Annotated in this window: 10 protein-coding genes; 7 read left to right on the plus strand and 3 right to left on the minus strand. The window is 68.3% G+C overall.

Annotated features, from left to right (window positions below; genetic code table 11):
* Positions 1-36: 36 nt before the first annotated feature.
* From AS031_RS03875 to AS031_RS03885, 3 genes are read right to left on the minus strand one after another with little or no spacing between them, the layout of a single operon-like run.
* Positions 37-1,602 (minus strand): ferredoxin--NADP reductase, encoded by a 1,566-nt coding sequence (locus tag AS031_RS03875; RefSeq protein ID WP_058266775.1) that lies wholly within the window; start codon positions 1,600-1,602, stop codon positions 37-39.
* Positions 1,599-2,471, minus strand: a complete 873-nt coding sequence (locus AS031_RS03880; RefSeq protein WP_058266776.1) for an FAD:protein FMN transferase — start codon at positions 2,469-2,471, stop codon at positions 1,599-1,601. Before AS031_RS03880 ends, AS031_RS03875 begins: the two co-directional genes overlap by 4 nt.
* Positions 2,472-2,474: 3 nt before the next feature.
* Positions 2,475-2,957 (minus strand): FMN-binding protein, encoded by a 483-nt coding sequence (locus tag AS031_RS03885; RefSeq protein ID WP_058266777.1) that lies wholly within the window; start codon positions 2,955-2,957, stop codon positions 2,475-2,477.
* 214 nt (positions 2,958-3,171) lie between these two features.
* Here AS031_RS03885 and argS point away from each other — a divergent pair, with 214 nt between their 5' ends.
* The 7 genes from argS (at position 3,172) to prfA (ending at position 13,474) form a co-directional block, all read left to right on the plus strand.
* Positions 3,172-4,836, plus strand: coding sequence for an arginine--tRNA ligase (argS, locus tag AS031_RS03890; protein ID WP_058266778.1), 1,665 nt, complete (start codon positions 3,172-3,174; stop codon positions 4,834-4,836).
* Between the two features lie 4 nt (positions 4,837-4,840).
* Positions 4,841-6,310, plus strand: a complete 1,470-nt coding sequence (lysA, locus tag AS031_RS03895; protein WP_058266779.1) for a diaminopimelate decarboxylase — start codon at positions 4,841-4,843, stop codon at positions 6,308-6,310.
* Complete coding sequence (locus AS031_RS03900) at positions 6,311-7,627, plus strand: homoserine dehydrogenase (RefSeq protein WP_058266780.1); 1,317 nt, start codon at positions 6,311-6,313, stop codon at positions 7,625-7,627.
* The gene (gene thrC / locus AS031_RS03905; protein ID WP_058266781.1) at positions 7,628-8,734 is read left to right on the plus strand and encodes a threonine synthase; all 1,107 of its coding nucleotides are present in this window, start codon (positions 7,628-7,630) and stop codon (positions 8,732-8,734) included. It begins immediately after the preceding gene.
* Between the two features lie 2 nt (positions 8,735-8,736).
* Complete coding sequence (gene thrB, locus AS031_RS03910) at positions 8,737-9,711, plus strand: homoserine kinase (RefSeq protein WP_058266782.1); 975 nt, start codon at positions 8,737-8,739, stop codon at positions 9,709-9,711.
* A gap of 288 nt (positions 9,712-9,999) precedes the next feature.
* Complete coding sequence (rho, locus tag AS031_RS03915; protein WP_058266783.1) at positions 10,000-12,168, plus strand: transcription termination factor Rho; 2,169 nt, start codon at positions 10,000-10,002, stop codon at positions 12,166-12,168.
* A 232-nt stretch (positions 12,169-12,400) separates the two neighbouring features.
* Positions 12,401-13,474 (plus strand): peptide chain release factor 1, encoded by a 1,074-nt coding sequence (gene prfA, locus AS031_RS03920; RefSeq protein WP_058266784.1) that lies wholly within the window; start codon positions 12,401-12,403, stop codon positions 13,472-13,474.
* Positions 13,475-13,483: the final 9 nt, after the last annotated feature.

Here is a 13,483-nt window from a genome sequence, read left to right on the forward strand (position 1 = left end):
TGGCCCGCAATGGAAAACCGGGCCGCCGGCCGCGTGTCAGTAGCCGGAGAAGGAGTCCACCCGCACCCGTTTCGCTCCTGCCGTGCGTGCCGCCCGGCGCAGGGAGGAGACGCTGGCAGGGGAGCCCGAGATGTAGACCTGACGCCGTGCGATGTCCGGCACCAGCGCAGCCAGGCCGGCGGCATCCAGCCTGGCGCCCGGACCGGCGCCGGTGCCCGCTCCGGCGCGGGCGTCCGTGAGGCCCGGAGGCACCGCCGAGCCGTCGGCGGTCCACACCAGCACGCTCACCCCGGAGGCCCGCAGCTCCCCGGTGTAGGCGACATCGGCGGCACTCCTGGCGAGCAGCAGCAGCACTGCGTCCCGCCCGGCCAGCGCGCCGGAGGCCAGGTGCGAAAGGAACGGAGTGATGCCGATGCCGGCCGCGATGAGCAGCACGGGCCGTTCCGGATCCCGGGGCGGCACAAAATCGCCGCCCACGGACGTGGCGGTCAGCCGGCCACCGGGCTGCAAACCGAGCAGCGCTTTCTTGGCCGCGGAGAGGGGCTGGGCCGTCCGGACGCCGAATGTCACCAGGCCCGCCTGGGGCGCACCGGTCAGGCTGAACACCCGGCGCCGGCCTTTGCCGTCGGAGGCAGCCTGCGGAAGGTCCAGTTCCATGTACTGGCCGGGCCGGAAGCGTACGGGCCGCGACGGTGTGAAGGAAAACTCCGTGGTGGTGGCGGTCAACGGCCTGCTGCCGGCAAAACTGAGCTTCACGGCTCCCCGCTGCCCGGCGAGGAAAGCCAGCAGGTTGCCCAACAGCAGGGCAGCCTCGGGGGAATTGGCAATGAATCCCAGGTTGTAGGGGAGGGCGAACACCACACCCACCAGTGCTGCCAGGGAAAGCTGCTGCCACCGGCGGGGCGGCAGCGTCAGCGGCTCTGACAGCATGAATCCCACGAAGAACAGCACGGGCCGCTGCGCCAGGGCCTGCCAGATGCCCTCGCCGGCACCCATGCCGGCCCGCAGCAGTTCCAGGGTGATGATCGACGACGCCACCAGGGTGAAGACGGTTCCCATCAGCAGTTTGCGGGTCCGGTACAGCACCAGCAGCACGCCGGGTACCACCAGCCACAGCATGGCCGGTGTGGCTGCCCACCAGGTGGCGATGTTCAGCCCGGTCAGGCCGGCCACGAAGGCGCCCAGGGCGGCAGGGTTGAAGATGTGCCGGCCGCGCCAGGCCAGTGCGTACTTCGACGCCGACGCGAGCACGCAGGCCAGCGCCACCCCTGCGACGTCCAGCGCCCGGAAGGATGGCCAGAACAGGAAGTAGATGAGCAGGCCGGTGATCAGCGACGACTCCGGGTGCTGGCGCACCCCGAACAGTGCCGCCAGGCCCAGGTTGGAGCCATAGGTCAGCAGCAGGCACAGGGCCAGGTGGACAAGCAGCTCCGCAAGCCCGAACGTCAACCAGCCAAGGACCTCGAGCAGCAGGCTGTAGGCAGCCAGTGCCGCCAGGACCAGGAGGATGAGCCGGTACATGGTCACGCGGCCCAGCAGCGTATCCAGCCGCCCGGCGAGGGAAGGCGCAGGTCCCGCCGGCGGTGTCTGGGTGGTGCTCATGTGAAGAGTGTCCCTTCGAACTCGGCGGAGTGGTCGGCGGTGCCGTCGGAGTACACCGTCAGCCAGGAGAAATTGAAGGCGTCCCGCAGGACCTGGCCCGGGACAAAGAAGAGGGCCGTGGCCAGGGCGTCGGCTTCCATGGCGGTGTCCGCCAGCGCCCACGTGGCGACGGCGGTGCGGACCGGCCGTCCGGTTGTCCCGTCCAGGACGTGGTGCAGTCCGTCGCCCCAGGACCGGCGGTTGGCGGCGGACGCGCACAGGGCACGGCCGCGCAGGTCCAGCACGCCAATGGCCTGGGCCGGGTTGTAGGGATGCTCCAGGGCAACAGCCACCCTGCGGGATCCGCAGGCCAGCAGGTCCCCGCTGCCGTCCACCAGGAAGTCCTTTTCGCCTGCCGTTGCCAGTTCGGCTGCCAGCAGGTCCACCAGCAGCCCCTTGCCGGCCGCGCCAATGTCCAGCACCACCGGGGCGCGGGTGCTGATGGCCGTTCCGTCCCAGTCCAGGACATCCTCCCAGCGGGGTGCGGGCATCGGCGGCCCTGACGGCTGCAGCGTATAGGCGGGGCCGTAGCCGAGGCGCTCCAGGCTGCCGCCCACCAGTGGGGTCATGGCGCCGCCGGTGAGCCCGTACAGCGTCCGGTACAGCGTTCCCAGCGCGGCAGCCTCGGCCGGGAAGCTGTAGCGTCCGGGACTGTGCGCCATGGCGCCGACGAGTGAATCGCTCCGGAAACGGGACCACCCGGCGTCGAACTTTTCCACCCGTTCGAGGAGGCGCGAGCGCAACGCCGGCGCCAGGGGGAGCGGGGTGGCAACCTCCCAGCGCGTGCCGATGCCGTCAAAGGAAAATTCCGCCCAGTCCGCGTCCGGCACCGCCTACCGCGCCTCCGACTTGATCTTCTCCACAGCCTGGTTGAAGCCGCCGCTGGTCAGCGACGAGCCGGCCACCTTCGAAACCTTGAGCTCATCGATGTTCCTGCCCACCACCTGGGCGGCGATGCCGCCCGCGAACTCGCCCTGGAACTTGCGCGTATTGGGGTTGGAGGGGTGCTCGGTAATCCGGACATCCGTCACAGTTCCCGAGGCAAGGGTCAGCTGGACCCCTACGGTCTCATTGCCGTTGGGAGACACATAGTTGCCGTCGGCGCTGTAGGTGCCGTCCTTGTAGTTTGATCCGCTCCCGGCCAGGGCCGTCTCTCCGCCGGCCGGTGTGGTGGCTGCGGTGCCGTTGTCCGCGGGGGCGGGTCCGTCTTCCGCCGCGGACGGGGCGCAGCCGGCCACCGTGCCGGCCAGGGAAAGTCCGGCGATTCCGGCAAAGATGCTCCTGCGCAGGGTGCTGGTCGGTGCTGAGGGACTCATCAGGCTCTCGTTTCGTCGTCGGGGCTTGTCATCGGGACAGCTCACAGTGGAGCACTGCTGGCTGGCTACGGTCTTGTCAACGACGAACACCGCGCAATGGTTCAACCGGGACGCAAATGCCGGCAGCAAACCGTGCACGCAACAGGCCCCGCGGGCCCGCTCCGCTGCCGTCCCGGAATTCTTTGCTGTGACCGCCCGCCGGTACGCTAGAGGGGTGACTCCCGAAGAACTCTCCCTCGCCATATCCGCATGCCTGAAGGACGCCGTCAAAGCCGGCGACATCGCCCTGGCAGAATCCGCCGTTCCCGAGGACGTGCGCGTGGAGCGGCCGAAGAACCGGGACCACGGCGACTGGGCCACCAACATTGCCCTGCAGCTGGCCAAGCAGGCGGGCACCAACCCGCGCGAGTTCGCAACAGTACTGAGCGCACGGCTGAAAACCATCAGCGGGGTTGCCGCCGTGGACATCGCCGGGCCGGGCTTCCTGAACATCACCGTGGACGCCGCAGCGGCCGGCGCGCTGGCCAAGGCCATCGTCGAAGCCGGCCGGCAGTACGGCACCAACTCGGCGCTCGCAGGCCACACCGTCAACATGGAGTTCGTCTCCGCGAACCCCACCGGGCCCCTGCACATCGGCCACACCCGCTGGGCTGCGCTGGGCGACTCCATCGCCAGGGTGCTGCGGGCCTCCGGCGCCGACGTGACCGCGGAGTACTACATCAACGACGCCGGGTCTCAGATGAACACCTTCGCCCACTCCGTGTACTCGCGCCTGCACGGCCTCCCGGTCCCCGACGGCGGCTACCCGGGACAGTACATCGCGGACCTGGGACATGACGTGCTGGCCGCCCACCCTGACATCCGCGAACTCACCGAGGTCGCTGCGCTGCCGGTCATCCGCGCCGCCGCCTACGAAGCCCAGATGAAGGACATCAAGTCCACGCTGGCCGATTTCGGCGTGGATTTCGACGTGTTCTTCTCCGAGCAGGAACTGCACGACGCCGGCGCGATCGAAAGTGCCGTGGCACGCCTTCGCGAACAGGGCCACGTGTTCGACGACGGCGGAGCGGTCTGGCTGCGGACCACGGACTTTGGTGACGACAAGGACCGCGTGATGATCCGCGCCAACGGCGAGCCCACCTACTTCGCCGCCGATGCGGCGTACTACCTGTCCAAGAAGGACCGCGGCTTCACCGAAAAGATCTACCTCCTGGGCGCCGACCACCACGGCTACATCAACCGGCTCAAGGCCATTGCCGCCGCTGCGGGCGACGATCCCGAGGTCAACATCGAGGTCCTGATCGGCCAGCTGGTGTCCGTCAACGGTGCCAAGCTGTCCAAGCGCGCCGGCAACATCATTGAGCTCAAGGACCTCATCGAGTGGCTGGGCAAGGATGCAGTGCGCTACTCGCTGGCCCGTTTCCCGGCCGACTCGCCGCTCACCCTGGATCCGGAACTGCTGAAGAAGCACAGCAACGAGAACCCGGTGTTCTACGTGCAGTACGCCCACGCGCGGTCCCGCGGCGCCGCCCGCAACGCGGTAGCCGCAGGGGTGGAACGGCAGGTGGACGGCCAGGACAGCTTCGACGCGTCCCTGCTGGACCATGCCACCGAAAACGAACTGCTGTCCTACCTGGGCAGCTACCCGTCCGTCGTGGCCAAAGCCGCGGAACTGCGCGAACCACACCGCGTGGCCCGGCACCTGGAGTCCATCGCCGGCGCCTACCACCGCTGGTACGACGCCTGCCGGATCGCCCCCATGGGCGAGGAAGCCGTCACGGACCTCAACCGCACGCGGCTGTGGCTCAACGATGCCACCAGCCAGGTGCTCGCCAACGGCCTCGACCTGCTGGGCGTTTCCGCGCCGGAACGGATGTAACCCCATGTCAGTTGCTTCGAACACCGCCGCATCCCCGCTCGCCCCGGACTGGCTGCAGGTACCGGCGGACCTGAACGAACTCCAGGAACCCCTGTGGGCCGGCAGCGTCAGCCGCGGCGCCGACGGCGGGCTCACCGTGGGCGGCGTCAGCGTCCGGGAACTCAAGGAACAGTTCGGCACGCCCCTGTTCGTCATGGACGAGGCCGACTTCCGCGCCCGGGCCCGCGCCTTCAAGGACTCCTTCGACGCCGCCTTCGCCGACATCTGCGGCGGCGTGGACGTCTACTACGCCGGAAAGTCCTTCCTCTGCACCGCCGTGGTGAAGTGGGTGGAGGAGGAAGGCCTGCGCCTCGACACCGCCTCCGGCGGCGAGCTGGCGGTGGCAGCACGTGCCGGCATTGCGGGGTCCCGCGTGGCCCTGCACGGCAACAACAAGTCCGACGCCGAGATCAACCGTGCCCTGGACATGGGCCTGGGCCGGATCGTGGTGGACAGCCTGGATGAACTGGTCCGGGTCGGGGACCTCGCCCAGGCCCGCGGCGCTCAGGCCAAGGTCATGCTGCGGCTGACCCCCGGCGTGCACGCGCACACCCACGAATTCATCGCCACCGCCCATGAGGACCAGAAGTTCGGCCTGTCCATGGCGGCTGACACCACCGCAGAGGCCGGCATCTCGGCTGCCGAGGAAGCCGTGGCCGCCGCCGCTGCCCACCCCGGCATCGAACTGCTGGGCCTGCACTGCCACATCGGGTCTCAGATCTTCGAGCCGGACGGCTTCGCCCTGGCCGCCGAGAAGCTGCTGCGGTTCCTGGCCGCCATGCAGGAGAAATACTCCATCACCATGCCGGAGCTGGACCTGGGCGGCGGGTACGGGATCGCGTACACCCCGGTGGACACCCCCCGCCCCGCAGCGGAGATCGCGACGGCGATGGCCGCCGTCGTGCGTTCCACCTGCGCCGAGCTGGGCATCGACGCGCCCCGGATCTCCATCGAGCCCGGCCGCGCCATCGTTGGCAGCACCACCTTCACGCTCTACGAAGTGGGCACGCTCAAAACGGTCCGGGTCGACGCTCCCGCGGCCGGCAGTGACGCAGGCAACAACGTTACGTATCCCCGCCGCTATGTTTCAGTGGACGGCGGGATGAGCGACAACGCCCGCCCGGTGCTATACGACGCCGATTATTCGGCGGTTCTGGCGTCCCGGACTTCCGGCGCCGCGCCGCAGCTGTCCCGAGTAGTGGGCAAACATTGCGAGAGCGGCGACATAGTTGTTAGAGATGTATATCTGCCCGAGGACGTGGCAGCCGGTGATCTGCTTGCTGTACCGGGAACCGGCGCCTACTGCTGGGCCCTCTCGAGCAACTACAACTATCTGGCCCGGCCGGGCGTTGTCGCGGTGCGCGACGGATCTGCCCGGCTGATTGTCCGCGGGGAAACCGAAGAAGACCTGCTGAACCGCGACATGGGAGCCTGAATGACGGAAATGCGAACCCTGAAAGTAGCCCTGCTGGGCTGTGGCAACGTAGGGGCCCAGGTTGCGCGGATCCTCATTGAGGACGCCGACGCCCTCGCCGCCCGTACCGGTGCCAGGCTGGAACTGGGCGGCATCGCCGTGCGCAACGTGAACGCACCCCGCGACGTTGACCTGCCGCAGGAACTGTTCACCACGGACGCGGACACGCTGGTGAAGGATGCGGACCTCGTCATCGAGCTGATGGGCGGCATCGAGCCCGCCCGCACCCTGATCCTGTCCGCACTCCGCAACGGGGCCTGCGTGGTGACGGGCAACAAGGCGCTGCTGGCCCAGGACGGCCCCACCCTCTACGAAGAAGCGGACAAGGCCGGTGTCCAGCTCTCCTACGAGGCTGCCGTCGCCGGTGCCATCCCCATCCTGCGCCCCATCCGCGACAGCCTCTCCGGCGACCGCATCACCCGTGTGCTGGGCATCGTCAACGGCACCACCAACTTCATCCTTGACCAGATGGACTCCACGGGAGCCCAGTTCGCCGACGCCCTCGCCGAGGCCCAGCGCCTCGGCTATGCGGAAGCGGACCCCACCGCCGACGTGGAGGGCCACGACGCCGCGGCGAAGGCAGCCATCCTGGCGTCGCTGTCCTTCCATACCCGGTTTGCCCTGGAGAACGTCCACTGCGAAGGCATCACCAAGGTCAGCGCCGCCGACATCGCCGCGGCCAAGGACGCCGGCTTCGTCATCAAGCTGCTCGCCATCGCCGAGAAGCTCACCGACGCCGAGGGCAAGGAAGGCGTCTCCGTCCGCGTCCACCCCACCCTGCTCCCGCGCGAACACCCGCTGGCGGCGGTCCGGGGCGCTTTCAACGCCGTGTTCGTCGAAGCCGAAAACGCCGGTGAACTCATGTTCTACGGCCAGGGTGCAGGCGGAACGCCCACCGCGTCCGCCGTCCTGGGCGACCTCGTCTCCGCCGCCCGCCGGCTGGTCCTTGGCGGCCCGGGCCGCACGGAAACCACCACCGGCCACGTCCCGGCGCTGCCCATCGATGCCGCCGTCACCAGCTACTACATCGGCCTCGACGTCGCCGACCAGCCAGGCGTCCTGGCCAGGATTGCGCAGCTGTTCGCCGAGCACGGCGTGTCCATCGAAATCATGCGGCAGACCATCCACCGCGATGCGGAATCCAAGACCGAGTCCGCTGAACTGCGGATCGTCACCCACCGCGCGTCCGAGGCCGCCCTCGCGGCCACCGTCGAGGCCGTCAAGGGCCTGGACGTCATCAATTCAGTTACATCCGTTCTGCGGGTAGAAGGAGTCTAAGTGGCTCACCAATGGCGCGGCGTCATCCGCGAATACGCTGACCGTTTGCCCGTCACGGAATCCACCCGGGTCATCACCCTCGGCGAGGGCGGCACCCCGCTGGTGCACGCGCAGAAGCTGTCCGGGCTCACCGGCTCCGAGGTCTACCTCAAGGTGGAGGGCATGAACCCCACCGGTTCCTTCAAGGACCGCGGCATGACCATGGCCATGACCGCCGCCGTCGAATCCGGCGCCCAGGCCGTCGTCTGCGCCTCCACCGGCAACACGTCGGCGTCCGCTGCGGCCTACGCCACCGCCGCCGGCCTCAAGTGCGCCGTGCTGGTGCCCGAAGGCAAGATCTCCATGGGCAAGCTGAGCCAGGCCATCGCGCACGGAGCCACCCTGCTGCAGGTGGACGGCAACTTCGACAACTGCCTGGACATCGCCCGGAAGCTGGGGGAGTCCTACCCGGTGTTCCTGGTGAACTCCGTCAACCCTGCCCGCATCCAGGGCCAGAAGACCGGCGCGTTCGAGGTGGTGGACGCCCTGGGCGACGCCCCGGACATCCACGTCCTGCCCGTCGGCAACGCGGGAAACATCACCGCGTACTGGAAGGGCTACAAGGAATACTCCACGCCGTTCGAGTCCGCCGCTGCCGGCACGCTGGCCCCCGTCTCGACGAAGACGCCCGCCATGTGGGGTTTCCAGGCCGCAGGCGCTGCCCCGTTCGTCGCCGGCCACCCCATCACCGAGCCGGACACCATCGCCACGGCCATCCGGATCGGCAACCCCGCATCCTGGGACGGTGCGGTGGCCGCCCGTGACGAGTCCGGTGGACTGATTGACGCCGTGACCGACGAGGAAATCCTCAACGCCCACCGGTGGCTGTCCTCCAAGGAGGGTGTCTTCGTGGAGCCCGGGTCCGCCGCCGGCGTCGCCGGCCTGCTGAAAAAGCACGCCGCAGGCGAGGTTCCCGCCGGAAAGACCATCGTCATCACTGTCACCGGACACGGACTGAAGGACCCGCAGTGGGCCCTGCGCACCGAAGACGGCAGCGATGTGCAGCCGGTCAAGGTGCCCAACGACGTCGTCACCGTAGCTGCTGAACTGGGACTGGAAGAAAAATAGCCGTGAACGCCACCTCGCAGGCCACCGTCGGACTGCAACTCATCGAGCCGGGCCAGCGCATCACCGTCAGGGTTCCCGCCACCACGGCCAACCTGGGCCCCGGCTACGACAGCCTGGGCCTGGCCCTGGCGCTGCACGACACCCTCACCGTGGAAAGCCTGGACACGGACGAACTCGAGTTCGACCTCCGCGGCGAGGGTGCCGACACCCTGCCCCGGGACGCCAGCCACCTGGTGATCCGGGCCATGGACGCGGCCTTCGAACGGCTGGGTTTCCGGCACGGCGGGCTGCGGGTGACCGCGGAGAACGTTAACCCGCACGGCCGCGGCCTCGGATCGTCGGCCTCTGCCGTGGTGGCGGCCGTTTCCGCCGCGAACGCCATGGTCCCTGAGCAGTACCGGCGCGGACGTGACTGGATCCTGCAGCTCACCAGTGAGTTGGAAGGCCATCCGGACAACGTCGCTCCCGCCATTTTCGGCGGACTGGCGCTGTCATGGCAGGACAGTGACCAGTACAGCAGCACCCGCGCCGAAGTGTCTGGTTCCGTGGTCCCCGTGGTGGCGGTCCCGGACTTCGAACTCTCCACCGAGGCGGCCAGGGCACTCCTGCCGGCCTCCGTGGGCCACCACGCCGCGGCCATGAACTCCGGCCGCGCAGCGCTGCTGATCCACGCACTGACCACGGACCCCGCATTCCTGCTTGCCGGAACCGAGGACTACCTGCACCAGAGCTACCGGGCCGCAGCCATGCGTCCCAGCGCCGCCCTGATCGCGGCGCTGCGGCAGGCAGGCCACGCAGCCGTGGTTTCCGGGGCCGGTCCCACGGTCCTGGTCCTGGCCAACGGGGAGCAGGAAGCCGCCGACATCCTGGCATTCATCGACGCGTTTACGGGAGCGAACACGCCGGACGTGAACTGGCGGGTATTGAAGCTCGCAGTGGACGTGGAAGGTGCTAAGGTGGACGTGCACCGGCGGTAATTCCGCCTATCTGATCTGCTTCTGCGCTCAGTGGCTTCTGATCTCCTACTGCGAATATATTCCGGTGCCGCCTGCTTGGTCTGTCGCAGGAATCTGCAGTATCCACTGCCCCTCAAGCGTCAGTCCTCCGTCCCGCCATGGGCCGGAAGGCGAATCAGTAACCGGCCCTGCTGGCCGAAATCCAACCGGCAAGGCCGAAAAATCCGGCTGCAGATCTGAACTGCAGCCCAGATCACATCATCGCGTCCAGCTCCCAGTCCGGACGCCGTCGAGGGGGAAGGATCCTTCGTGACCGAAACCACTGAGCTGTCACCAGCTGTGGAACTATCATCTTCTGCTGCCGAGTCGGCAGCACCCGCCAAGAGCAGCGGCCTTGCAGGCCTGAAGCTCGCCCAGCTGCAGGCCCTCGCCAGCCAGCTCGGAATTTCCGGCGGTTCCCGCATGCGCAAGGGGGACCTGGTCGCGGCCATCTCCGCCCACCGCGCAGGCACCCCGGCCACCAAGGCCACAGCCCGCGCCGCTGAAAAGCCCGCCGCCGCTCCGGCCGCCGAGGCCGCCCCCTCCGCACCCGCCGCCGAGGCCACGGAAGCCCCCGCCGCCGAAGGCACCCGGGCACGCCGCGGCCGCAGCCGCCGCGCAGTCAGCGACGGAGTCATCACCCCGGCCGCAGAAGCCGCTCCGGCTGCCGCAGGCACCGCAGAAGGCGACAATGCCGCAGCTGCCGCAGCGCCTTCGTCGGCCCCGGCTGAAGCAGCCGAAGCCGCACCGGAACGCCGCCAGCCCCGCACCCGGAACCGCCGCCGCGGTGAGGCTGCAGTGCAGGAGGCCCCCGCAGAAGCTCCCGCGGAGCAGGCCTCCCACGAGAAGTCCGCCGACCAGAAGCCGGCCGAGCAGAAGGCCGGCGACCTGAAGGCCGACCAGGGCCAGGCGGAGCAGAAAGCCGCCGAACAGCGTGCCGAAACCACCGAAACGGTGGACGCCGGCCAGCGCAGCGACCGCCGTGACCGCGGCCGCGGCCGTGACAACCGCGATTCCGACGGCGGCCGCGACAACGCAGGAAGCCGCGACGCCGGACAGCGTGACGGCGGACGCGACAACCGCGACAACGACGATTCCGACGGCGGCAGCCGCCGGAACCGCCGCAACCGCCGCGACCGCAACGACCGCAACGACCGTTCGGGTGGCCAGGACCGCGACGGCGGCTCCCGCAACGACCGCTTCCGGGACCGCAACGACCGCCGCCGCGGCCGCAACCAGGGCCCCGACGTGGACGACGTCGAAATCACCGAAGACGACGTCCTGCTGCCCGTGGCCGGCATCCTGGACGTCCTGGAGAACTACGCGTTCATCCGCACCTCCGGCTACCTGCCCGGCCCCAACGACGTCTACGTCTCCCTGGCCCAGGTCAAGAAGTACAACCTGCGCAAGGGCGACGCCGTGGTCGGCGCCATCCGTGCACCGCGCGAAGGCGAGGACCGCAACCAGCAGTCCAACCGCCAGAAGTTCAACGCCCTGGTCCGCGTCACGTCCGTCAACGGCAAGACCCCCGAAGAACTCAAGGACCGCGTTGAGTTCGCCAAGCTGGTCCCGCTGTACCCGTCGGAGCGCCTGCGCCTCGAGACCGATCCCAAGAAGATCGGTCCCCGCGTCATCGACCTCGTGGCCCCCATCGGCAAGGGCCAGCGCGGCCTTATCGTCTCCCCGCCCAAGGCCGGCAAGACGCTCATCCTGCAGTCCATCGCCAACGCCATCACCACCAACAACCCCGAGGTCCACCTCATGATGGTGCTGGTGGACGAACGGCCTGAAGAAGTCACGGACATGCAGCGCACCGTCAAGGGTGAGGTCATCGCCTCCACCTTCGACCGCCCCGCAGACGACCACACCACCGTGGCCGAACTCTCCATCGAACGCGCCAAGCGCCTCGTGGAAATGGGCATGGACGTGGTGGTCCTCCTCGACTCCATGACCCGCCTGGGCCGCGCCTACAACCTGGCAGCACCGGCCTCCGGCCGCATCCTGTCCGGCGGTGTGGACTCCGCGGCGCTGTACCCGCCGAAGCGCTTCTTCGGCGCAGCCCGCAACATCGAAAACGGCGGCTCGCTGACCATCCTGGCCACCGCGCTTGTCGAGACCGGCTCCAAGATGGACGAGGTCATCTTCGAAGAGTTCAAGGGCACCGGCAACATGGAACTGCGCCTGTCCCGCCAGCTGGCCGACAAGCGCATCTTCCCGGCCGTGGACGTCAACGCCTCCGGCACCCGGCGCGAGGAGAACCTGCTCTCGCCCGAGGAAGTCAAGATCATGTGGAAGCTGCGCCGCGTCCTCTCCGGACTCGAAACCCAGCAGAGCCTTGAACTGCTCACCAACAAGATCCGGGAAACCCAGAGCAACGTCGAGTTCCTCATGCAGGTTCAGAAGACGACGCTTGGTGCGAAGTCGGATAACGACAAGTAGCTGAGTCAAGGGGCGGGGTGTCGGTGCCTTGCGTGGTTCGCCGCGCGGGTTTTCCGCCCCCGCCCCTTCGCGTGGCGGCTCAGTCCTGACGGACGTGAGCCGCCACGCTCCGGCAGGCCCGATGCCACTCCCGGGGCGGAAAACCCGCGCGGCTTGGTGGTCCCGCCACCGTCCCGCTTCGTGCCCTAGCCGTCGCGTTACTAGACTTGTACAAGTCGAAAGAGGTTTATAGATGTTTGAGTCCGTACAGGGCCTGCTTGATGAGCATGACTCCATCCAGGCGCAGCTGGGGGATCCTGCTGTTTATGCTGACCAGCGGCTTGCCCGGAAGCTGGGGCGGCGGTCGGCTCAGTTGAACGGCATTGTCGAGGCGTACCACAAGTGGGAGGGCCTGCGGGACGACCTCGCTGCCGCCAAGGAGATGGCTGCCGAGGACCCCGAGTTCGCGGCTGAGGTGCCGGAACTCGAAGCGTCGCTGGAGGCTGCCGCCGCCAAGCTTCGCCGCCTCCTCATACCGCGCGATCCCGACGACGCGCGCAACGTCATCCTTGAGGTCAAGGGCGGTGAAGGCGGAGACGAAGCCGCACTGTTCGCCGGCGACCTGTTGCGCATGTACACCCGGTACGCGGAATCCCGCGGCTGGAAGACGGAAATCATCTCCGCCACCGAATCCGACCTTGGCGGGTACAAGGACGTCCAGGTGGCCGTCAAGGGCAGCTCGAACGACCCCGCCGAAGGCGTGTACGCCCGGCTGAAGTTCGAAGGCGGAGTGCACCGCGTCCAGCGCGTGCCCGTCACCGAGTCCCAGGGCCGCATCCACACCTCCGCCGCCGGCGTGCTGGTGCTGCCGGAAGTCGACGAACCCGAAGAGCTGGAAATCAGCCCCAACGACCTCAAGATCGACGTCTACCGGTCCTCCGGTCCCGGTGGCCAGTCGGTGAACACCACGGACTCCGCCGTCCGCATCACCCACCTGCCCACCGGAATCGTCGTCGCCATGCAGAACGAGAAATCGCAGCTGCAGAACCGCGAAGCCGGCATGCGCGTGCTGCGCGCCCGCATCCTGGCGCACCAGCAGGAGCAGATTGACGCAGCGAACTCCGAGCAGCGGAAATCCCAGATCCGCACGATGGACCGTTCCGAGCGGATCCGCACCTACAACTACCCCGAAAACCGGATCGCGGACCACCGCACCGGCTACAAGGCATACAACCTGGACCAGGTCATGAACGGCGACCTGGAGCCGGTGATCCAGTCCGCCATCGAGATGGACGAACAGGCACGCCTGGACGCCATCGGCGACTAGCCCTCCCGG

The organism is Pseudarthrobacter enclensis (genome assembly GCF_001457025.1).
Taxonomy (GTDB): domain Bacteria; phylum Actinomycetota; class Actinomycetes; order Actinomycetales; family Micrococcaceae; genus Arthrobacter; species Arthrobacter enclensis.